This is a genomic window from Marinobacter sp. MIT930201 (assembly GCF_047122665.1).
Lineage (GTDB): Bacteria > Pseudomonadota > Gammaproteobacteria > Pseudomonadales > Oleiphilaceae > Marinobacter > Marinobacter salarius.
Genome location: NZ_CP138916.1, coordinates 204,040 through 226,174 on the forward strand (window position 1 = coordinate 204,040; position 22,135 = coordinate 226,174).

Below are 22,135 nucleotides of genomic sequence, written 5' to 3' on the forward strand. Positions count from 1 at the left end.
CTTTCTTTATGCGCGTTTTCGCCAACCCCGTCGGTTCCGGCTCTCTCTGGTTTGATAATCTTGCTACGGCTGACGGTACGCCGGTGGCCTACGACCCCCAGGCGCGAGCATTTCTACCGATGCCACCCTTCTGCGCCAACCGGGACGTGATTGGCTGCAACTGGATCGCACCGGAGCAAGGCGCTTTCTGTCGCGCCTGTGCAATGACGGCGCTGGCACCAGACCCATCGATTGCCAACGCCATCCCCAACTGGGCCCAAACCGAGGCCTCCAAACGCTGGGTGATCGATAATCTGGGTCGCTGGCACTGGTTTCGCCCGGAAGACCCCGGCGCAAGGCCGGTGTTCCATATGCTCGCCGAGGGCCCTACTCCGGTGCCAATGGGCCACGCCCAAGGCGTCGTCACCATCAGTGTCGCAGAAGCAGACCCGGTGCTGCGCACCACCCGCAGGGAGGCGCTGGAAGAGCCCTACAGAACGATGATTGGCCACATGCGCCATGAGATTGCCCACATGCTCTGGTGGCGTCTGAGCCTGCGTGAGGACTTCCTGGATGCCTTCCGCGCAATGTTTGGTGACGAGCGCATCAGCTACCCGGGCGCGCTTCAGCACCACTATGAGAACGGCCCGCCGCAGGACTGGAAAAAGTTCTACCTCACCAGCTATGCCTCGGCCCATCCCCATGAAGACTGGGCGGAAACCGCGGCGCATCTGTTACACCTGACGGACCTGACCGACAGCTTTGTGGCCTCCGGTTTAACCTCTCCGGAAGTGCCAGGTCCGAACTGGGATCCCTATTCAGAACCAGACGCCCAGCGTTTGATCCATATCGCCGCGTCCATCGCCATGGGCGTGAACCATGTAAACCGGTCAATGGGTCTGTCTGACCTGTACCCCTTTGTTCTGTCGGATTTCGCGCGCCACAAGCTGGCGTTTGTGCATGACTGGCTTCGCAGGGGTGCCCAGGGGCTCTGAATAGCAGAACTTGCATAAAAAAACGGCGTTTCAACTTTCATTGAAACGCCGTTTTACTATCGAAATGCCCGCACTTTGGTGCGGGCATTCAATCACGACAGATCGAAACGATCCGCGTTCATCACCTTGTTCCAGGCGGTGACGAAGTCCTTGACGAACTTCTCCTTCGCGTCTGCCTGGGCATACACCTCAGACACCGCGCGAAGCTGCGAGTTGGAACCGAAGATCAGGTCCACACGCGTACCGGTCCACTTCACGTCGCCGGTTTTGCGATCGCGCCCTTCAAACACGTCCGCGTCAGCCGATGTTGGCTTCCACTCGGTGTTAAGGTCGGTCAGGTTCACGAAGAAATCGTTCGTGAGTTTGCCCGGCGAGTTGGTCAATACACCGTGCTTCGATTGCTTGTAATTGGCACCCAGTACCCGCAAGCCACCTACCAGTACCGTCATCTGCGGTGCGCTCAGGTTCAGCAACTGCGCCTTGTCGATCAACATTTCCTCGTCGGAAACGGTGAACGCCGCGCGGCGATAGTTGCGGAAGCCGTCCGCTTCGGGCTTGAGCCAGTCAAAGGCTTCAACGTCCGTCTGGTCATCGGTTGCATCGGTGCGTCCCGGTGAGAACGGCACGTCGATGCTGTGGCCTGCATCCTTGGCGGCCTTCTCAACCGCGGCATTACCGCCGAGCACGATCAGGTCAGCCAGGGAAACCTTCTTGTTGCCCGACTGGGCATCGTTAAAGGACTTCTGGATGCCTTCAAGCGCCTGTAGCACCTTCGCCAGTTGCTGTGGCTCGTTTACTTCCCAGTCTTTCTGGGGAGCCAGGCGGATGCGGGCGCCGTTGGCCCCACCGCGCAGATCGGAGCCACGGAACGTCGACGCGGCAGACCATGCGGTGTAAACCAGCTCGGAGACCGACAGGCCCGCTCCCAGGATCTTGCTCTTGAGGTCAGCAATGTCCTGGGCATTGATCAGCTCGTGATCGACCGCTGGCACCGGGTCCTGCCAGATCAGGTCTTCTGCCGGCACTTCAGGGCCGAGATAGCGGGCTTTCGGGCCCATATCGCGGTGCGTCAGCTTGAACCAGGCGCGAGCAAAGGCGTCCGCAAACTCTTCCGGGTTCTTATGGAAGTGCTCGCAGATCTTGCGGTATTCCGGGTCCTGCTTCATCGCCATATCGGCGGTGGACATCATGATTCCCACGCGCTTGGACGGATCTTCCGCATCAGGCGCCATGTCTTTCTCGGTCAATCCTTTCGGCCGCCACTGCTGGGCGCCGGCCGGGCTCTTGGTCAGTTCCCACTCGTAGCCAAACAGCACGTCAAAATAGCTCATGTCCCATTTGGTCGGGCTGGGTGTCCAAGCGCCCTCGAGACCACTGGTAATGGCATCACGGCCCTTGCCGCTGCCATGGCTGCTCTTCCAGCCCAGGCCCATTTCTTCGATCGGCGCTGCCTCCGGCTCTGCGCCAACCTTGTCCGGATCACCAGCGCCATGGGTCTTACCAAACGTATGGCCGCCAGCGGTCAGGGCTGCTGTTTCATAGTCATTCATCGCCATTCGGGCAAAGGTTTCGCGAATGTCGCGAGCCGATGCCAACGGGTCCGGGTTTCCATCCGGGCCTTCCGGATTCACGTAGATCAAACCCATCTGAACCGCGGCCAGAGGATTTTCCAGGTCGCGATCACCGGAATACCGGCTGTTCGGCCTGTCACTGGTGGCCAGCCATTCCCTTTCCGCACCCCAGTAAATGTCTTCCTCGGGCTGGAAAATGTCCTCACGGCCGCCGGCGAAACCAAAGGTCTTGAAGCCCATGGACTCAAGGGACACGTTGCCAGTGAGGATAAACAGGTCGGCCCAGGACAGCTTATTGCCGTACTTCTGCTTGACGGGCCACAGCAGACGGCGGGCCTTGTCCAGGTTGCCATTGTCAGGCCAGCTGTTGATAGGCGCGAAACGCTGGTTGCCGGTGCCGGCACCACCGCGTCCATCACCGGTTCGATAGGTACCGGCGCTGTGCCATGCCATACGGATCATGAACGGACCGTAATGGCCGTAGTCTGCGGGCCACCAGTCCTGCGAATCTTTCAGTACGGTTTCTATGTCCTTCTTGACCGCAGGCAGGTCAAGTTTCTTGAATTCTTCAGCGTAGTTAAAGTCTTCCCCCAACGGGTTCGACTTGGGGTTGTGCTGGTGCAAAATACCCAGGTTCAGTTGGTTCGGCCACCAGTCGTTGACACCCGGACCCTCGTCCTGCAGCTTTGTGCGGGCCCCGTGCATAACCGGGCATTTACCTTCGTTTCCGCTCATATCACTCTCTCCGTGGGTTGCTACCATCTCTTTCGTTGTTTCATTGATCGTTGTTGCACTGACAAACGGAACCAATCAGCTACCAATCTAGTCAATGTACTCGCATTTTTCACTATTAGTTCAGGTTGTTTTTTCGTACCAATGCAATAGTTTTTGTTTATCAATATGTCCCCCCGCGAGTTACCGGTTGATAACTGTGATCTGGTTGCTGAAGATCTATACTGAACACTCAGAGATTTGAAACGTTCACTGGCATAGCGACGGGAGTTTTGGATGAACACTCAGGAACAGCTTGAAAGCACCATCCGTGAACTGGTCTGCGAAGGTAAGGGCATTCTGGCGGCGGACGAGAGCAATCCAACCATCGCCAAACGGTTCAAGGCGGTTGGTGTGGAGTCCACCGAAGAAAACCGACGACACTATCGCAACCTGATTCTCGCTGCGCCGGGGCTGGGAGAGTACGTCAGTGGTGTGATCCTGTTCGAGGAAACCCTGCGACAGCACGCGGACGATGGCGCCAGCCTACCCTCTGTGGCGGCAAAACAGGGCATTGTGCCCGGCATTAAGGTAGATAAGGGCAAGGGCCCGATGGTTAATGCCCCCGGGGATGAGATTACCGAGGGCCTGGATGGATTGGCCCAGCGGCTTGAAGACTACAAGGAACTCGGTGCGCGGTTTGCCAAGTGGCGGAACGTTTACCACATCACCGATACCAACCCCAGTCGCGCCGCCATTGAGGCAAATGCAGAGGTCTTGGCACGCTATGCCGCCATCTGCCAGTCCTGTGGTGTGGTACCCATCGTGGAACCGGAAGTGCTGATCGATGGCGACCATAGCATCGAGCGAAGCGCGGAGGTGAATGAGGCCGTTATCAACGAAGTATTTCAGGCCCTGCGGCGCCATCACGTTGAGCTTGAGACCATGATTCTCAAACCCAGCATGGTCACTCCTGGCAACGCCAATGGCCAGAAGGCAAGCCCAGAGGACGTGGCAAAACACACCTTGAGAGTGTTCCGGCGTGTGGTGCCGGCAGCGGTACCCGGCATCAACTTCCTGTCTGGTGGTCAGACACCGGCAGAAGCGACCCTGAACCTGAACGCTATGAACAGTGGCCCGGCGCTGCCCTGGACACTCAGCTTTTCCTACGGGCGGGCACTGCAGGAGCCAGCCCAGAAAGCCTGGGCGGGCATTTCCTCCAACCGCGAAGCCGCCCAGGCGGCGATGGTTAAGCGTGCCAAGCTGAACAGCCTGGCCACCCTCGGGCAGTATGCTTCGGAAATGGAGGGCTGACCTCTACGGCCAGCCTTCGTATCAACAACCACCGGTGCAATTCGCGGAGCCATCAAAGCTCATGGTTTTTCCGCTCAGCGGAACGTGAACGGGCACTGAGGACAGGCTTATAAACTGCTTGGTGCGCGTTCCGTCCCGGACCATGCCATCCTGTGTGGCGGCCTCGTTGGCGTGGGACGCGATCACCGCGTTTGGCTTTATCAGGTCATTTACCACGTAGGCCGCCTCTTCGGGGCCAGTGGTGTAGGTGTCACCGATGTTGAGAACGACAAGACCGGCACCGTAGTGGTCTTTGACAACCAGTTTCTGCTCAGCGGTGATACCGGTGTCACCGGACAGGTACACCACCAGGCCGTTGGTGAACGTGAGCACGTAGCCGGTGGGCGGTCCGACACTGGCGCCAACGCCCGCCGCTTTCAGGTATTCCGCCAGCGGGCCGGTGAGAAAGCTCGGCGACAGGCCGTTACTGTGCACGGCAGGCACGGTCGTGATGGCCACACCGCCCACCACCCGTTCAGCACCGAACCTCACCAGCAGGGAATCCTCTGGATTACCCTCCACGCTTTTGAGCTTGCTGGCAAAAAAGGCCGGCATTTCGCTACCCGTTACGATCTTTGCCTTCTTGGCAGCGGTGATTTTCACGGAATTGGACTCGGGAAGCACCACCACCGGAACCTCCGGCCCACCACAGCTACCCTGATTAACCTCGCGAATATGGCGATCCCCCACATGGTCGCCATGAACGTGGGATACCAGCACCACGTCAATGTTGCCTAATCGCGGATCATCGGCACCCGCAACGGTTCGACCGGCGTCATAAAGAATACGGGTGCCATTGGGGTCCTCAAAGATCAGCGCCCGGTCCATGGCGCAGAATTCGCCGTCATGGCTCCCAAGCGGGGTAACGTTAACTGTGTCGGCAGCGGCCGACAGCGATACGGCGCTTGCCAGAAAGGCAGCAACCAGGCTCTTGCAGGCGTTATTCATATCTCCCTCTCCACGGTTTTTGGCGGTACCATAACCAATACGATGGATGCGTCACTTCATAGCAGTGTAGCTGGAGAATGGAATTCCGGAGTGGTAAACGTGAACAGATCTATGCAGCTTCAGTAACCGGGACGGGCTGTCGAAGGCAAGCCAGCATGGGGGCCACGTCACGGATTTTTCTGGCTTCGGGCCACAGCCACTGGGCCTCCGCGTAGCCGCCACGCAGATAGTTCAGCCATTGTTTGATTCGGCCGGTCACAAACCTGTCTTCAAGGCGGTCCTGCAGCGCAACGGCGTAGCCTTCTACCAGCCTGACCACCTCGGGCCAGGTCATATCCGCCACCGATTCCTTGAGCTGGCTTGCACGAATCCGCCGTGCCAGATCCGGCCGGGCGATCAGCCCACGACCGATCATCACATCGTCACAGCCAGAGACCTCACGGCAGCGCCAGTAATCCGCCACGGTCCAGATCTCGCCGTTGGCGATCACATGGGCATTAACCGCTTCCCTGACCCGGGCCACATCTTCCCAGTAAGCCGGCGGCTTGTAGCCGTCCACCTTGCTGCGGGCATGAACCACGATTTCGGACGCGCCGGCCGCTTCCAGCGCCTGGCCACAGGCAACGCCCATGGAACGGTCATCGTACCCCAGACGCATTTTCGCGGTCACCGGCACATGAGCAGGCACGGCGGCACGAACCGCTTCCGTAATCTGTTGCATCAATTCGGGCTCGCGCATGAGCACGCAGCCACCCTTGTGCTTGTTCACGGTCTTGGCGGGGCAACCGAAATTGATATCAACCTGTGTGGCGCCCAACTCCACCGCCTTGGCGCCATGCCGGCCCATCTGGACGGGGTCTGAGCCCAGCAGTTGAACGGCCACCGGTACGCCAACCTGGGTTTCGCAGCCATTGTGCAGTTCCGGGGCGTATTTGTAGAAAATACGGGGCGGCAACATGCCCTGAGTCACGCGAACAAATTCCGTTACGCACCGGTCGATGCCACCAACGGCTGTCAGTGTCTCTCGAATGGGTGCATCAACCAGCCCTTCCATTGGGGCAAGGATTATTCGCATCAGGGCTCCACGAATTGATCAAGGAATAAACGGGTGGGAATTGTAGAGAAGTTTTAGGGACGTTGGTAGGCCGGAATTACAAGCGTTCCACGCTGACGAACTTACCCTGGTCATCAAACAGGATACGGAAACTGCCCTGTACGCCGTCGCGAAGGTAAAAGCGGGAGAGAATACGGGCCGGGAAGCGGACGGATCGCCCGTCCCGGGCCGTGGTGTGGACATCCGTCGCCGAGCCCTGATAGAGCTTGATCCACTCATCAGGGCTGATATCGACGTCCACGATAATCTGCTGCATCAGGCGGCCTTAGTTGGCAAGCTCAAGCAGCAGGCGGTTCAGGCGGCTCACGTACGCGCCCGGGTCCTGCAGTTGCTCACCACTGGCCAATGTGGCCTGGTCCAACAATACGGCAGACAGCTCCTTGAAGCGGTCCTCGCCCTGCTCGTTCTCAAGGCGCTGAACCAGCGGATGCTCAACGTTGATCTCGAAAATCGGCTTGCTGTCGGGCACTTTCTGGCCCGCCGCTTCCATGATTTTCTTCATCTGCGCGCCCATATCGAAGTCGCCAACCACCAGGCAGGCCGGTGAATCAGTCAGGCGGTTGGTTACCCGCACTTCCTGCACCCGGTCATCCAGTGCGGTCTTGATGCGCTCCAGCAGGTTCTTGTGTTCCTCGGCAGCCTCTTCCTTGTGCTTCTTGTCTTCCTCAGTTTCCACTTCGCCAAGGTCGAGATCACCACGGGCAACGTCCTGGAACTGTTTGCCGTCGTACTCGTTCAGATAGCCCATCATCCACTCATCGATGCGGTCAGAGAGGATCAGCACCTCGATGCCTTTCTTGCGGAACACTTCCAGGTGCGGACTGCTCTTGGCGGCCATGAAGTTGTCGGCGGTGATGTAGTAAATCTTGCTCTGGCCTTCCTTCATACGGCCGATGTACTCATCCAGAGACACGGTCTGCGCCTGCTCACCGGTATGGGTGGACGCAAAGCGCAGCAGGCCGCCGATTTTCTCGCGGTTACTGAAGTCTTCCGCCGGGCCTTCCTTCAGCACAGTGCCAAATTCATTCCAGAACTTCTGGTACTGCTCCGGCTCTTTCTTGGACAGCTTGGACAGCATATCCAAAACCCGCTTGGTCACCGCTGTACGGATGCTTTCAACGGTGCTGTCGTTCTGCAGGATCTCACGGGAGACGTTCAGTGACAGGTCGTTGGAATCGATCACACCCTTGGTGAAGCGCAGGTACAACGGCAGGAACTGCTCTGCGTCGTCCATGATGAACACGCGCTGCACGTACAGCTTCAGGCCGCGGGGCGCTTCCCGGTTATACAGGTCAAACGGCGCACGTCCAGGTACATACAGCAGGCTGGTGTAATCGAGCTTGCCTTCCACCTTGTTGTGCGACCAGGTCAGCGGGTCTTCGAAATCGTGGGCAATGTGCTTGTAAAACTCTTTGTACTCCTCATCCTTGATCTCACTGCGAGACAGCGTCCACAGGGCGGTGGCGTCGTTGACCGTCTCATACTCGCCCTTTTCACCCTCTTCTTCAGATTCGGACTTCATCACCACCGGGAAAGAAATGTGGTCGGAGTACTTCTTCACCAGGTTGCGCAGACGGAAACCGTCGGCAAATTCCTTGGCGTCATCCTTCAGGTGCAGGACGATCTGCGTGCCGCGCTCGTTCAGGTCCACATTCTCAATGGTGAACTGGCCATCACCCGCAGACTGCCAATGAACGCCCTCTTCCACCGGTGCACCGGCGCGGCGGGTAAACACTTCCACGGAATCGGCCACGATGAATGAGGAATAGAAGCCGACACCAAACTGACCGATCAGCTTGCTGTCCTTCTTCTCATCACCGGAAAGCTGCTTGAGAAACTCCGCAGTGCCGGACTTGGCGATGGTGCCCAGGTTCTGGATAACATCGTCCCGGTTCATGCCGATACCGTTGTCGCTCAGCGTGACGGTGTTCTTTTCTGCATCGAAGTCGAGGCGGATTTTCAGTTCCGGGTCGCCCTCGAACAGGCTGTCGTCTTTCAATGCAGCGAAACGCAGTTTGTCTTCCGCATCCGACGCGTTGGAAATCAACTCACGAAGGAAAATTTCCTGGTTGGAGTACAGGGAGTGGATCATCAGGTTAAGCAGCTGCTTAACTTCGGTCTGAAAACCCAGGGTCTCTTTTTGCGATTCAACCGTCATGGCTTGTTTTGTCTCCTGCTGTGTTTGCTTCGGTGGAGCGGCGCGGGTTCGAAGCCCTGTCCAAAACACGCTGTGAATACGTCCATGTACGCTCGGCTCCGCCATCCATGGCTCCACACGGTTTTGGACAGGGCTTCAAACCCACGCCACCCGACTATTGAGTAATACTGATTCTGGCACGGAGCCCGGGCGAGCAGTTGAGGATGGGCTTACGAAACCGTGCGGAGCCATGGATGGCGGAGCCCGAGCCGCACAGGGACGTCTCGAGGCGTGTTTCGTAAGCCCATCCTCAACTGCTTGCCTGCACCAGTGCCTGAGTTGTTAGAACCAGAAATGGGGCTAGACCGGGGCATTTCAACCCCGATCAAACGAATTCAGTCTTCCAGAAGGAAGTGCGCCCGTGCGGTCGCGATGGGCTGGGAGCGGGACTTCTGCCAGGCGGTGATCATCACATTGGCTACGCGGTTACCCTGGCGGGTAAGCTGACATTCCGCAAAGGTCTCGCGGTCGAGGCCGGCACGCAGGTAATCCAGGGAAAAATCCACAATGCGGGGCATGCGCAGGGCTTCCTGGGACATCATCAGGTAAATCAACGCAGAAAGCTCCATGAAGCCACCAATCACCCCGCCATGAATGGCCGGCAGTATCGGATTGCCCAGGTTTTCTTCCTTCTTCGGCAGGCGGAAGATCAGGTCATCGCCATAGCGATCACACTCCAGGCCGATAAACCGGGCGTAAGGGATACTTTCCAGCATGCGGGAGAAGTCACCGGTTTCCTGGGTATAGCGGAGGATTTCCGGGTTGGTCATTCTTCGCCTCCGGTAATCAGATCGCGGAAGGATTTCGGGGTTGCTTCCCTGCCGATCCGCATGAAGGTGCCCACGCAGTTCGCGATGGTCTCACCGGGGTCCTGGAAGGCCTCGCAACGGGTAAAAATAATATTGCGGGTAACCTTGTAGGCTTCCGCCCGAGCATATACCGGTTTACGGGGCTCGGCCGGGCGCATGTAGTCCACTCGCAGGTCCAGAGTCGGGCATAGCTCGAATTCGTCCAGGGCGCACAGGGTCGCGGAGCCAGACGCCGTATCCATCAACGTCGTGATGGCGCCACCGTGGATCACTCCCGTGTCCGGGTTACCGATGATACGGTCACTGTACGGCAGGCACAGCGTCAACTGCCCATTTTTTACCGCGGTTACCGTCAAACCCAGTTCTCGCCCCTGGTTCAGGGTGTCGATAAACCGGCGCACCCGATCCATCCCAATGGAGTCTTTCATAACGTTCGGCTCATCACGTCAGTGTTGGGTTTCTTTATCCGATTCTTTACCGGAGTCTTTCTCAGTGTCCGACTTTGGCAGCGGCTCCTCGAACACCTTGCCGTCTCGCAGCGCCCTCAGCGCGGTAGAACGGAACTCCCGACGGTACAAAACGATGACGATCAAGGTAGAAGCACCCATGAATACCAACGGGTGGATAAACCAGGAAACCACGGCCAATGCATAATAGTAAGAGCGCAACCCAAGGTTGAAGGCATCGCCCGCAAGATTGCAAACCCTTCCGGCGCTCTTTGCAAAGGCTTCCCGGGCAGCAGGACTTGCCTTGGTATCGGTTGTGAGCGGTGCACTGCCAATCAGCACGGAGACGAAATTGTACATCCGCATGGACCAGGTGAACTTGAAGAACGCGTAGATGAAAATCACCATCAACACGACCATCCGCATTTCCCAGATTTCCCGGCTGGGCAAGGTGCCAAACGGCATGGTACTGAACACTTCCATGACCTCTTGGGTGTATCCCAGCGCAGTAATGATACCGGCCAGGATCAACAGGCAGCTGGACGCGAAAAAGGCACCGTTGCGCTCAAGGTTACCCACCACGGAGGCGTCGGATATACGGTTATCCCGGCGAAGCATCACGCGCATCCAGTCTTCACGATAAAGGTCGAGAGTGTTGGAGAGGCAGGGTCGATCGTTGGCCTTGCGCCTGGAATACTCGGAATAGCCCAGCCAGCAGATCAAAAACCAGATCAGGGCAATGAGTTCCAGATAGTTGCTCATGAAGTCGTTCCGGATGCGGTATAAAACGGGAATTGGAGTCTTTGATCATACCGCAAAGCCGACAAAGCCTCCACACAACAAGCTCTTACGGGTAGTATCACAGGCGCTCACAGGGATATGGTATAAACATCCCAATGCCCAGCAATGGCGACCGCGGATATCTGCCAGGGTCTGCCCAGGTATTCAAACAAGGAGTTTATCGTGAACGTTCACAAAGGCTTTCGACATCTTTCCGTTTTTGTGCTGGTGGCCTTCCTCGCCGGTTGTTCAGTCAACCCGGTAACCGGCGAAAAGCAGCTGTCATTGATTCCCGAGAGCCAGGAACTCTCCATTGGCAGTGAGCAGTACAAGCCCACTCAGCAAACCCAGGGCGGTCAGTTCTATCTCGACCCGGAATTGAATCTGTACGTCAGCCAGGTAGGCCAGAAGCTGGCAAAGGTCAGTGATCGGCCCGACCTGCCCTACGAGTTCGTGGTATTGAACAGCAGTGTGCCCAATGCCTGGGCGCTCCCGGGTGGCAAGATTGCCATCAACCGTGGCTTGCTGATGGAGTTGGAAGATGAAGCTCAGCTGGCATCAGTCCTTGGCCATGAAATTGTTCACGCCGCCGCTCGCCACAGCGTCCAGCGCATGCAGCAAGGCATGCTGATCAGCGCAGGCGTGGCGGGGTTGGGTTTTGCCCTCTCTGATAACGAATGGGCCGGCCTGATCATGGGCGGCGCGGCCATGGGGGCGCAACTCGCACTCGCCCAGTACAGCCAGGGAGATGAGTTGGAGTCCGACCACTACGGCATTCGTTACATGAAAGCCGCCGGATACGACCCGCAGGCAGCGGTGGAGCTGCAGGAAGTGTTTGTGCGGCTCTCTGAGGACCGTGACACAAGCTTCATTGAAGGCATGTTCGCCACTCACCCGCCGTCACAGAAACGCGTTCGTGAGAACCAGGAACTGGTCAATAAAATTGGCGCGGGCGGCTATCGCGGCGAAGAAACCTACGAGAAGAAGCTGTCGTTCCTGCGCAGCCGCCAGCCTGCTTACGATGCCTATGACGAAGCCATGAAACTGGCCAGCAACGACAAGCTGGACGAAGCTCTCGCCAAAGTGAATGAGGCCATCAAGGTAGAACCGGAAGAAGCCGCTTTCTACTCACTTCGTGGGCGCATCTACCGGGCCAAAGAAAACCTTGATAAAGCCGCCGCAGACTTCGACAAGGCCACGTCGTTGTATCCGGAGATGTTCACTTACCAGCTTCACAGCGGCCTGAATGCCCTGGAGCTGAACAATTATGACAAAGCCCGCGAACACCTGAGCCAGGCCAATCAGGTTGTGCCGACATCAATCGCCTACCTGCGGCTGGGTGATGTTGCTGTCAAGCAGGGTAAACGCCAGGAAGCCATCCAGTATTACAGCACCGCAGCAGAGGCCGGCGGTGAGGTGGCCGAGGAAGCAAAACGCAAGCTGGCCCAACTGACGCAGAACTGACGTCATCGTCCGCATTGACTTTTAGAGCAATAACTCTAAAAATCGATGTACTTAAACAACAATCGGACGATTGCCATGCTTGCGAAACGTATCCAGCCGATGGTGTTCCAGGCCCGGCGGCTTTATGTGGAGCTGATGTTCCAGGTGATGGGGCGCGCGCTCCAGGCTGTCAGTGAAATTGATTCCGCGGTGCAAAAGGAAGCCCGGGCCCTGCCCGATGGCTTCCTGTTTGAAATGATGGTGATGCCAGACGGGTCACGACTCATTGTTGAACACACCGGGAATGGCCGCTTTCATTACCATGGGGACTCCGCACCTCGCCCGGTGGACCTGTCCATTCAGTTCAAGCACATCGCTCACGCCTTCCTGGTGCTCTCGTTCCAGGAGAAAACCTCGGTGGCGTTCGCCAACGACCGCATGCTGGTGGATGGCGATATCAGTTATGCCATTCGCATGACCCGCGTCCTCAATCGGCTTGAAACCTTCATCCTGCCCAAGCTGGTGGCGAAACGTGCGGTAAAGGAATACCCCTCAAACCTTCACCTGCCTGAGAAACTCCTCAGCGCAGCCCGTATCTACCTCAAGGTTGCAACCCATTTTGTCGAGACGGTGAGAGCATAATGACGAACCAATATTACGAGTTTTTCTGCCCGGTCAAAGTCATCGCCGGCAAAGCGGCTCTTGAGCATATTCCTTACGAGCTCACCGGCCTCGCCGCCAAGCGCCCGATGATCGTAACCGACAAAGGTGTCAGGGCCGCCGGCCTTCTGGACCCGGTAGTCGCGGCCTGCGAGGAAAGCGGGCTGGAAATTATCAGCATCTACGACGATGTACCGCCGGATTCGTCCACCGACGTGGTCAGGGACATTGCCGGCATCTATCGTAGCGAGAAATGCGACTCCATCATTGCGGTGGGTGGTGGCTCTGCCATCGATACCGCCAAGGCCGTGAACATTCTGGTGTCAGAAGGCGGAGATGACATTGCCGCCTACAGTGGCGCGGGGGTGATCAAACATCCCCTGAAACCGTTCCTGGTGGTTCCTACCACCGCCGGTACAGGCTCGGAGGTAACGTCGGTAGCCGTCATCACTGACACAACCAAATCGGTGAAACTCCCCTTCACTTCGTCATTCCTGCTGCCCAATGCGGCCGTGATCGACCCCAGGATGACACTGACACTGCCTCCCCACATCACGGCTGCCACCGCCATGGACGCCATGACCCATGCCACGGAAGCCTTTACCTGCATGGCCAAGAACCCGCTTAGTGATGCCTATGCCACAGCGGCGGTTAAAAAGATCAGCACCTCGCTGTTGCAGGTCATGGATAACCCGAAAGACAGCGATGGCCGACTGGAGCTGGCGCAGGCCTCGACCATGGCCGGGATCGCCTTCTCGAACTCCATGGTGGGACTGGTTCACGCCCTCGGGCACGCCACCGGCGCCATCTGCCACCTGCCCCATGGTTTGTGTATGAGCCTGTACCTGCCTTACGTACTGGAGTACAACCTCGAGTCGATCCGGGCACCGCTGGGCGAGTTACTGCTCTACCTCGAGGGGCCTGATGTCTATTCCGCCACACCGGCCAGCCGCCGCGCGGAAGCCAGCATATCAGCCCTGCGCAAGCTGCGAGACGAGCTCCACAAACGCTGCAAACTGCCCCGCACTCTCAAGGAAACAGGCAGCGTTGAGGAACACCAGCTTGATACCATCGCCGAAATGGCCATGGACGACGGCGCCATGATGTTCAATCCGAAAGAGGTTAGCCTCGAAGATGCTCGCGCGGTTCTGAAGCGCGCCTGGGCCTGATCGGGTAACGCCCGGCACCCGGCTCAGGCCGGGTGTTTCAAGCCCTTCAGGGAATACAGGCCGACACTCAACGCTACAAAAACATTCAAATCATGTCATTGAAATTGACAGGAGAAACAGTGACAATTCCGCAGTAGCTGGCAGGGATGTAGCCGGATTAGAATATCTCCTTGAAACAGAGCCTCGCATCTATGCGCAAAGACTCATCCAGTCGGCACATCCTGATCTCTATTGCGTCACTGGCACTCCTGTTTACGTCCCTCTGCGGCGCAACCGCATTCGCTAACGAGGAAGCTCCCTCACAGGACGCAGAGCGCGTATTCCGATTTAACGTCTCGCCGAATGGCTACCCCCCTTACCTGATCACAGAAGGCGACAAACAGTCCGGCATCATGTGGGACGTGGTTGTCCTGGTGGCTAAGCAGTTGGATTATCGCGTTGTCGCCGAAAAAATTCCCCGCAAACGGGTCGATCAGATGCTGATGGACGGCTACATAGACGGCACCACCCGGGCGAAGGAATGGACTGACAACCCCGAGGATTTTGTCTTCACAGATCCCGTGGTGAATATTGAAGAAGTCCTGTTTGTGCCGAAAGACTCAGCGTTTCAGTTTGAAGTGCCTGAGGATCTGCTTTCGAAAACCCTGGTAACCCACCTCGGTTACCATTACCCCGCATTGGAACCGTACTTTGAGTCAGGAGACATCAGGCGCTTTGACGTCTCCAAGGACCGGGACATGTTCCTGTACGTTCTCCATGGCGAAGATCTCGACGCCGCGATCGCAGATCGCCTGGTTGGCAAGTGGATCCTGAGGAACGAGGGGCTCCAGAGAGAGTTCACCACTACCTCGACCAAGCTCAGCGAATACGGTTTCCGACTGATGCTCCGGAAGGAGTGGGCACCTTTTGCCAACGCGTTTAACCGGGAACTCCAAGCCCTCCGGGAAAACGGCAGACTGGATGAAATTCTCTCCAACTACCGTTAATTCCGGAATCGCCTCTGTTATTCAAGTCGCCTGAGCAGGAGCATCGGCGATACGCTCAATACGGGCTTCAGTTGCCAGCGACCGAACAGCGCCAACACCAGGGCACTGAACAGTGGGATGGGCAGTATGGTCTGCCAGTGCCAACGGAACTCGCCTTCAAACATGCGGAACTGCAACGCCCAAACGGCGCCTTCCGCAGCCGCAACGCCGAGAATACCGGCAAAGAATCCCAGCAACGCGAATTCCAGCATGGTACTCCTTACCAGCAGTGTCTGTCGGCCGCCCAGAGTCCGCAGCAGCGCACCTTCCCGTTGCCGATCCTGCATGGTGGCACTGACTACCGCAGCCATCACAACCAGAGCGGCGGCCAGGATCAACGCCAATATCGCTTCGATAGCCTGGGTAACCTGCCGTACGATTTCCTGAATACGCTCAATCACATGGTCGATTTCAAGTACGGAAACCGTGGGAAACCGGCGTGAAAAATCGTTGAGCTGGGATTTCAGGTCCGCCGGCAGATAGAACGCCGTAATCCACGTGGCGGGCATGTCTTCCAGCCCACCTCCCGGAGGAAACGCCATGTAGAAATTGGGTTTCATGCTGTCCCACTGGACCGTACGAACACTGGTCACGGTTTCCGTGATCTTCTCTGAGCCAATGGTGAAGCCAAGCTCATCCCCCACCTCAACACCGAGCTTTCCAGCCAGCTCCGCTTCAATGGAGACACCGTCGGTCTGCCCGTTCGTGAACCATTGGCCAGCAACAATGCCGTTGTCCTCCGGCAATTCTTCCATCCAGGTCAGGTTTAACTCGCGGTTAAGGGCACCGACCCGCTCGTCCTTGGTCACGGCTTCCTTCACCGGCTTCCCATTCAACTCGGTAAGCCGGCCACGGACCATGGGATACAGCTTCTCCAGTGGGTGCCCGCGTTCGGCCCAGAATGCATCCACCTCATCCACCGCCTCCGGGGCGATGTTGATCAGGAAGTGATTGGGCGTGTCTTCAGGCAATTGCGACTGCCAGTCGTCCAGCAGGGACGTTCTGACAAGGATCAGCGTAGCCGCCAGCATCAACGTCATGGCGAAGACCGCAATCTGGGACAGGCTGGCTCGGCGATGCCGGTACAGACCCACAAGTGCCAGCCGCCAGGCGTTCCCACCACCACTGATGCGACGCAGTGTAGTGACCATCAACCACCCAAGCAGGCCCAGAGTACCGAGCAGCAAGGCAAGCCCGCCAAGCAGGGACAACACCAGGGACACTTCCCTGGCGTACATCCATACCAAGCCAAAGATTGCGACGACTGCAATCACCAGGTCGGGAATCGCTTCGCGGCCGGATTCGCCGGGCTGGCTTCGCAACACCCGCATCGCCGGTACATTCCGCAGCCTTCGGATGGGCGGATACGCAAAGGCAAACAGCGACACCAGCGCTGTCAACAACGCCGGCGCCAACGCATTGGGATCAATCTGGTAGTCTATCTGCCGCTCCAGCACATCCCCCAACACGCTGGACAGCAGCCAATACAGAGGTAAGGCCACCAACAGGCCGCCAACGGCACCAACAATACCCCACAGAGCCAATCGACGCAGGTACAGGCGGCCTATTCCCTGGCTGCGAACCCCCAGGGTTTTCAACAGCGCGACGGTATCCCGTTGCGATAACGCGTACTGACGGCTGGCGACCGCCACGGCGACCGCCGCCAACATCACCGCCAGGCTGCCACCCAGCAACAGAAAACGCTCAGCCCGTTCCAGGGAGCGGGAGAAGGTCTCGCCGTCTCGCACACCCTCCCACTCGTGGCTGGGCTCCAGACGTGGCTGCAGCCAACCGTAGTAATCGTCGAGCAGCGCTTCTTCACCGGCAAACAGGTACACGTATTCAACCCGACTGCCCTCCTGAATCACACCGGTTGCGCCAACGTCATCCACGTGCATCATTACCCGCGGCGCCAGAGCAGACATATTGAAGCCGCCGTCCGGCTCACGCACCAGCAGGCCGGAAATGATCAGCCCCTGATTACCAACCTCCAGGGTGTCTCCCAATTCAAGCTCCAGGAGTCGCAGCAAACGCGGGTTGATCCAGACCTCGCCCGGCGCAGGTCCATGGGCAACCGTTTGCCTCGGCGCCTCCGCACCCTCCTGGTATTCCACTTCGCCCCGCAGCGGGTATGCGTTGTTCACCGCTTTGACCGACACCAGCTGGAAATTCCCGGCACCAAAGACCATCGTGGAGAATTCGACCATACGGGCCGTTTCCAGCCCTCTTTGCTCGGCTTCCTGCATCCAACCCTCAGGAATCGGGCGGCCGTTTTCCGCTTCCAGTTGGCGATCCGCGGCAAGAAAAGAGCTGGCTGACGACACCAGGGTACGCTGCAACTGGCTGGCGAACAGGGCAATGGTTGCTACCGTGGCAACCGCGATGATCAGTGCCGAGAGCACCACACGAACATCCCGTTCCCGCCAGTCACGTTTGACAGACATGAGTTTCTTTGAAGCCGCCATCAGTTCACCGCTTCTGGCTGAGGGGCCGTCGAGGGCTCGGTCAATACACCGGCCTCAATATTGAATTGTCGGCCACAGCGTGCGGCAAGCCGTTCGTCGTGGGTCACCATGACCAATGTTGTGCCCTGCTCCCGATTCAGGGTCATCAACAGGTCGGATACGTCAGCGCCAGTGCGGTTGTCGAGATTGCCCGTGGGTTCGTCGGCAAACAGGATGGCCGGCTCGGAGGCAAAGGCGCGAGCAATGGCCACCCGCTGCTGTTCGCCACCGGAAAGCTGCCTCGGGGTGTGAGAGAGCCGTTCGCCAAGCCCGACCCGTTCCAGTAACTCCTTTGCTTTGGCTTTTGGAGAATCGAAACCGCCCAGCTCCAGCGGCAGCATAACGTTCTCCAGCGCGGTCAGGGCCGGCAATAACTGGAATGACTGGAACACGAAGCCAACACGGCGGGACCGGAGTTTCGCGCGTTCATCCTCACTGAGCTTGCTGATCACCGAACCATCAAGTTCAACAGTGCCATCAGATGGGGTATCCAATCCGGCCAACAGCCCCAACAACGTGGTTTTGCCGGAGCCGGAGCGCCCGACAATGGCGACGGATTCACCCCGGTTGATTTCCAGGCTGACCCCCTGCAAGATCGTCAACGTATCTGTCTCCAGGCTGACCTTGTGCGTCAGGTTACTGACTTTCAGCATGGGGCTAACGTTATCCGGTTTGTGATCACTTAAGTCGCTCACGAGCTCTCCACAACGGTTGTCTTGAACACAGGACCTCTATGCATACGGTATTTTTACGCCTGAGATCAATAGTTTTTCTCGCTTTAATGTGTGTTGGTGCCCAGGCTCAGGCCAGCCAGAGCACACTGATGATCGTTGGCGACAGCCTCAGCGCAGCCTACGGCGTGCAAACCGGGGAATCCTGGGTGGCTCTGCTTCAGGAACGGCTCGAGGGCGAGGGCCTGGACCACTGGCAGGTGGTGAACGCTAGCATCAGCGGCGAAACCACCGACGGCGGTCTACGCCGCCTGCCGGATCTTCTGGATAAGAACGAACCCGCCGTTGTTGTCATCGAGCTCGGCGGTAACGATGGCTTGCGGGGATTTCCGCCCAACGTTATCCGCCAGAACCTGGCCCGGATGATTGAGCAGGTAAAGGAGGCGGGCGCCGAAACCCTGCTGGTGGGCATGCAGATTCCGCCCAATTACGGTCAGCGATATACCCGCGCCTTCGCGGACATTTACCCCGAACTTGCCGACAAATACGAGACCGAACTACTCCCCTTTTTCCTGGAAGGTATCTATGACCAGGAAGGCATGATGCAGGGCGATAGCATCCATCCAACGGCAGAAGCGCAGGGTCAATTGCTCGATAACATCTGGCCAGTACTGGAACCCATGCTCAGGGAATAGCCCTGCTTTAAGCCACCAGCGTGCGGGCATGTGCCACAGCCCGCCGCTCCGACCAGTAATAGCCATCCTGAACGTGCTCAACAAAGCCGACATGGCCGCCCCAACGGGGCGCTTCCAGCCGCACGTAAGAGCCCAGTTGCGCACGGGACTCCGGAAAACATTGCCGGGACAGGAACGGGTCATCGGCAGCGTTAACCATCAGCGCCGGCACACGGATGTCCTTTAAAGTCCACAAGGCAGAACAGTTTTCCCAATAGTCCCTGGCATCTCGGAAACCGTGTAACGGGGCGGTGTAGCGATCATCAAACTCATGGAAACTGCGAATCTTTTCGAACCCGGTAATATCGATCAGCCCCGGGAATCGTTTCGACTTCTCTTCCATCTTCGCGTGAAGGTCACGCAGAAAACGTTGCATATAGATACGCCGGCTGGGCCGGGCCAGCGTATCGGCACTGCCGGCCAGGTCACAGGGTACGGAGTAGGTGATAGCGCCGCAGATACGGCTATCCACCTGCTCTGACTTCTGCCCGAGGTATAGCAGAGTGAGGTTACCGCCCATGCTGAAGCCCGAGAGCATCACTTTTCCATACCCCTGAGCAAGTCCATGCTGCACGACCCTGTCCAGGTCGCCGGTTGCGCCGCTGTGGTAAAAGCGGGGCTGGTGGTTCATCACACCGCCGCACGAACGAAAGTTCCAGGCCAATACATCCCAGCCGTCGTTCAACAGCGCCCGCGCCAATCCCTGCATGTAAGGACGCTGACTGTGCCCTTCCAGGCCGTGGGATAACACTGCCAACCGGTCGTTCCCCTGGCGATACCAATCCAGATGTAACTCGTCATCGTCCTCTGTTGGCAGCGATTCCCTGACCGGCTCTGTCAGTGACACCTTGCGAAACAGAGTCGGCCAGACAGACTGGACGTGGCCATTGCGCAACCACAGCGGTGGCTTGTAATACAGATTGTGGTCGTACAAAATTTAACCTTTCAATTCATGGGGTTGACGCCGCCGGGCAAAGTCCCTATTATGCGCGCCATTCCGACTTTGTTCCCCGATAGCTCAGTTGGTAGAGCAACGGACTGTTAATCCGTTTGTCGCTGGTTCGAGCCCAGCTCGGGGAGCCATTTACAGCACCTCCTCTCGCTGCATGAACTCCCGCAGCACCCGAAACAACGTCACCCCATCTCTGGTTCCTGCCATTTCCCGGATTGAGTGCATGCCAAACTGTGGCACACCGATATCCAGCGTTGTCACCCCAAGATTACCGGCGGTGAGCGGGCCAATCGTGCTTCCACACCCCATGTCACTGCGCACCACAAAAGTTTGATATGGCAGGTCAAGCTCATCACTGATGTGGCGGTACAACGCTGCTGAGCGGCTATTGGTGGCGTAACGCTGGTTATGGTTGACCTTGATCACTGGCCCCTGGTTCAGAAGCGGGCCGTGGTTCTCGTCGTGCCTGTCCATGTAGTTGGGGTGGATACCATGAGCGTTGTCCGCCGAGATCATCATCGAGCGGGCAATCGCGCGCGCCCGACCCTTACCGCACCAACGATCCAGAACCGCTGACAGGAACGGCCCCTGAGCCCCTTCCGCCGACATGCTGCCCACTTCCTCGTGGTCGTTGCATACCAGCAGCGCCGGTTCGTCTCCGGAAGATTCGATCAAAGCCTGCAGCCCTATGTAACAGCTCAGCAGGTTATCCAGCCGTGCCGATGCAATGAAGTCCTCGCGCAGCCCCACCAGCGATGCTGGCTGGGCGTCGTAGAAGCCAAGCTCATAGCCCAGAATTTTACGAACGCGGACACCCGGGGCCTCCGTGGCCAATTGGTCGGTCAGCAGATCGGTGAAGCGGGTGGTGTCGTCCTCCGGCACTTGCATCAATACCGGCGGAAGATCGGTTTGTGGATTAACCGTGCGATTGCTGTTGGCTTCCCGGTCCAGATGAATGGCGAGGCTGGGTATATACGCCACGGCCTTGCGAAAATCGATCAGTGTGTCTTTCACCGACCCGGACTCATCCACGTAAGTGACCCGACCCGCCAGGGACAGGTCACGATCAAACCAGGGATTCAGCAACACGCCGCCGTACACTTCCACACCCAACTGGAAAAACCCCTTGCGGCGCAGTTCCGGGTTGGGTTTCACCTTCAGACAGGGGCTGTCGGTGTGGGCACCCACCATACGAATACCGGCTTCCTCGGGGTCGCGGCGACCAGTGCGGAACGCCACGATGGATGAGCCGTTACGGATGGCGTAATAGCCCTGCCCCGCTTCCAGTTCCCAGTCTTCTTTCTCATCCAGGGCCCTGAAACCCGCCTGATCAAGACGATGCTTCATACTGGCTACAGCGTGCCAGGGGGTCGGTGATGCGTTCAGAAATTCGAGCAGATTGGTGTTAAATTCAGCGTGTTCCATGATGTCCCTGATAAACTGATAATTGCGGCGCCAGTATGGCATGATGGCGCCCGACGTCATATCCGTACAAAACGGCTGCCCGCGCAGCCCGGCTACCCGGAGAGTGTACCTTGCCCGCACCGCGTTTTCTTGATATCGAATACTGCCAGACCGACGACGTTCTGTTCCCCGTGGCCATGGCCTGGTCACTGGAAGACGGTCAGATGAAAACCGTCGTCATCGCCCCGGCCGACGAATGGATACCGGAAGACGCCGACCTGGGCGATATCGACCTGCTCTACCTGGAAGAACAGGGCGTACCCCTGATCGAACTGGCCCAGGAGCTTCATCAGGACCTGCCCGACCAGACGGTTTACGTGGACGGCATGGACCCGGACGAAATCCTGGTGGATCTGATCTTCACCGCCGTCGCCATGGACGCGCCCTTCGAAATCGCGGGCATGGAAGAACTGGTCACGTCCCTGCCCCGGGAAGCACTGGACGACCGACGCAGGCAACTGCTGTCCGACGAAGGCCTGGAACCTCAACTGCCCGAAAACGGGGTCTATGCATTATTATTGATTGCACGTGAGGAAGGCTTCTTCGACTGAACCCCATCCTACAACGTCGCTGGCAATGCGAACTGTGACTTGTGTCGACGTAACAAACA

At 57.9% G+C, this 22,135-nt stretch carries 20 protein-coding genes and 1 tRNA gene; 9 read left to right on the forward strand and 12 right to left on the reverse strand.

Going from position 1 to position 22,135, the window contains the following annotated elements; translation table 11 throughout:
• Positions 1-8 precede the first annotated feature (8 nt).
• On the forward strand, positions 9-974 hold the full coding sequence (locus tag SIC19_RS00965) for a putative zinc-binding metallopeptidase (RefSeq protein WP_041333119.1): 966 nt from the start codon (positions 9-11) through the stop codon (positions 972-974).
• Positions 975-1,066: 92 nt separating this feature from the next.
• Here SIC19_RS00965 and katG read toward each other — a convergent pair whose 3' ends face one another.
• Positions 1,067-3,280, reverse strand: a complete 2,214-nt coding sequence (gene katG / locus SIC19_RS00970) for a catalase/peroxidase HPI (protein ID WP_127401039.1) — start codon at positions 3,278-3,280, stop codon at positions 1,067-1,069.
• Between the two features lie 273 nt (positions 3,281-3,553).
• Between katG and SIC19_RS00975 the strand changes: the two genes are divergently transcribed.
• A complete protein-coding gene (locus SIC19_RS00975; protein ID WP_127401037.1) occupies positions 3,554-4,570 on the forward strand; it encodes a class I fructose-bisphosphate aldolase in 1,017 nt (338 codons plus the stop codon).
• A 21-nt stretch (positions 4,571-4,591) separates the two neighbouring features.
• Here SIC19_RS00975 and SIC19_RS00980 read toward each other — a convergent pair whose 3' ends face one another.
• From SIC19_RS00980 to SIC19_RS01010, 7 genes are all read right to left on the reverse strand, one after another.
• Positions 4,592-5,557: an MBL fold metallo-hydrolase gene (locus SIC19_RS00980; protein ID WP_127401035.1), complete on the reverse strand. Its 966-nt coding sequence runs from the start codon at positions 5,555-5,557 to the stop codon at positions 4,592-4,594.
• A gap of 109 nt (positions 5,558-5,666) precedes the next feature.
• Entirely contained in the window at positions 5,667-6,632 is a 966-nt protein-coding gene (locus SIC19_RS00985) for a tRNA dihydrouridine synthase (protein WP_127401033.1), read from the reverse strand.
• A 76-nt stretch (positions 6,633-6,708) separates the two neighbouring features.
• A complete protein-coding gene (locus SIC19_RS00990) occupies positions 6,709-6,927 on the reverse strand; it encodes a DUF2835 domain-containing protein (RefSeq protein WP_007154354.1) in 219 nt (72 codons plus the stop codon).
• A gap of 9 nt (positions 6,928-6,936) precedes the next feature.
• Positions 6,937-8,829, reverse strand: a complete 1,893-nt coding sequence (gene htpG, locus SIC19_RS00995) for a molecular chaperone HtpG (protein ID WP_127401031.1) — start codon at positions 8,827-8,829, stop codon at positions 6,937-6,939.
• 374 nt (positions 8,830-9,203) lie between these two features.
• Complete coding sequence (locus tag SIC19_RS01000) at positions 9,204-9,638, reverse strand: PaaI family thioesterase (protein WP_127401029.1); 435 nt, start codon at positions 9,636-9,638, stop codon at positions 9,204-9,206.
• Positions 9,635-10,105, reverse strand: a complete 471-nt coding sequence (locus SIC19_RS01005) for a PaaI family thioesterase (RefSeq protein ID WP_041333114.1) — start codon at positions 10,103-10,105, stop codon at positions 9,635-9,637. The genes SIC19_RS01000 and SIC19_RS01005 overlap by 4 nt, the downstream gene beginning before the upstream one ends.
• A gap of 18 nt (positions 10,106-10,123) precedes the next feature.
• The gene (locus tag SIC19_RS01010) at positions 10,124-10,885 is read right to left on the reverse strand and encodes a DUF599 domain-containing protein (RefSeq protein ID WP_127401027.1); all 762 of its coding nucleotides are present in this window, start codon (positions 10,883-10,885) and stop codon (positions 10,124-10,126) included.
• Between the two features lie 201 nt (positions 10,886-11,086).
• On the opposite strand from SIC19_RS01010, the gene SIC19_RS01015 reads away from it, so the two are divergent.
• The 4 genes from SIC19_RS01015 (at position 11,087) to SIC19_RS01030 (ending at position 15,161) form a co-directional block, all read left to right on the forward strand.
• On the forward strand, positions 11,087-12,367 hold the full coding sequence (locus SIC19_RS01015; RefSeq protein ID WP_075196936.1) for a M48 family metalloprotease: 1,281 nt from the start codon (positions 11,087-11,089) through the stop codon (positions 12,365-12,367).
• A gap of 75 nt (positions 12,368-12,442) precedes the next feature.
• Positions 12,443-12,988: a hypothetical protein gene (locus SIC19_RS01020; RefSeq protein WP_007154360.1), complete on the forward strand. Its 546-nt coding sequence runs from the start codon at positions 12,443-12,445 to the stop codon at positions 12,986-12,988.
• Positions 12,988-14,175 carry an iron-containing alcohol dehydrogenase gene (locus SIC19_RS01025; RefSeq protein WP_041333110.1) on the forward strand — a complete coding sequence of 396 codons (1,188 nt, stop codon included), beginning with the start codon at positions 12,988-12,990 and terminating at the stop codon, positions 14,173-14,175. The genes SIC19_RS01020 and SIC19_RS01025 overlap by 1 nt, the downstream gene beginning before the upstream one ends.
• Positions 14,176-14,366: 191 nt before the next feature.
• Positions 14,367-15,161 carry a substrate-binding periplasmic protein gene (locus SIC19_RS01030; RefSeq protein WP_127401025.1) on the forward strand — a complete coding sequence of 265 codons (795 nt, stop codon included), beginning with the start codon at positions 14,367-14,369 and terminating at the stop codon, positions 15,159-15,161.
• 17 nt (positions 15,162-15,178) lie between these two features.
• On the opposite strand, the gene SIC19_RS01035 is transcribed toward SIC19_RS01030, so the two are convergent.
• On the reverse strand, positions 15,179-17,665 hold the full coding sequence (locus SIC19_RS01035; RefSeq protein WP_041333106.1) for an ABC transporter permease: 2,487 nt from the start codon (positions 17,663-17,665) through the stop codon (positions 15,179-15,181).
• Positions 17,665-18,357 carry an ABC transporter ATP-binding protein gene (locus tag SIC19_RS01040; RefSeq protein ID WP_082040509.1) on the reverse strand — a complete coding sequence of 231 codons (693 nt, stop codon included), beginning with the start codon at positions 18,355-18,357 and terminating at the stop codon, positions 17,665-17,667. Before SIC19_RS01040 ends, SIC19_RS01035 begins: the two co-directional genes overlap by 1 nt.
• Positions 18,358-18,437: 80 nt before the next feature.
• Here SIC19_RS01040 and SIC19_RS01045 point away from each other — a divergent pair, with 80 nt between their 5' ends.
• A complete protein-coding gene (locus SIC19_RS01045; RefSeq protein ID WP_127401023.1) occupies positions 18,438-19,070 on the forward strand; it encodes an arylesterase in 633 nt (210 codons plus the stop codon).
• A 7-nt stretch (positions 19,071-19,077) separates the two neighbouring features.
• Here SIC19_RS01045 and SIC19_RS01050 read toward each other — a convergent pair whose 3' ends face one another.
• On the reverse strand, positions 19,078-20,043 hold the full coding sequence (locus SIC19_RS01050; protein WP_127401021.1) for a YheT family hydrolase: 966 nt from the start codon (positions 20,041-20,043) through the stop codon (positions 19,078-19,080).
• A 73-nt stretch (positions 20,044-20,116) separates the two neighbouring features.
• Here SIC19_RS01050 and SIC19_RS01055 point away from each other — a divergent pair.
• Positions 20,117-20,192, forward strand: a tRNA-Asn gene (locus SIC19_RS01055).
• A gap of 1 nt (position 20,193) precedes the next feature.
• Here SIC19_RS01055 and SIC19_RS01060 read toward each other — a convergent pair.
• Positions 20,194-21,486, reverse strand: coding sequence for a M18 family aminopeptidase (locus SIC19_RS01060; RefSeq protein WP_075196937.1), 1,293 nt, complete (start codon positions 21,484-21,486; stop codon positions 20,194-20,196).
• A gap of 110 nt (positions 21,487-21,596) precedes the next feature.
• Here SIC19_RS01060 and SIC19_RS01065 point away from each other — a divergent pair, with 110 nt between their 5' ends.
• Entirely contained in the window at positions 21,597-22,076 is a 480-nt protein-coding gene (locus SIC19_RS01065) for a hypothetical protein (protein ID WP_036208396.1), read from the forward strand.
• Positions 22,077-22,135: the final 59 nt, after the last annotated feature.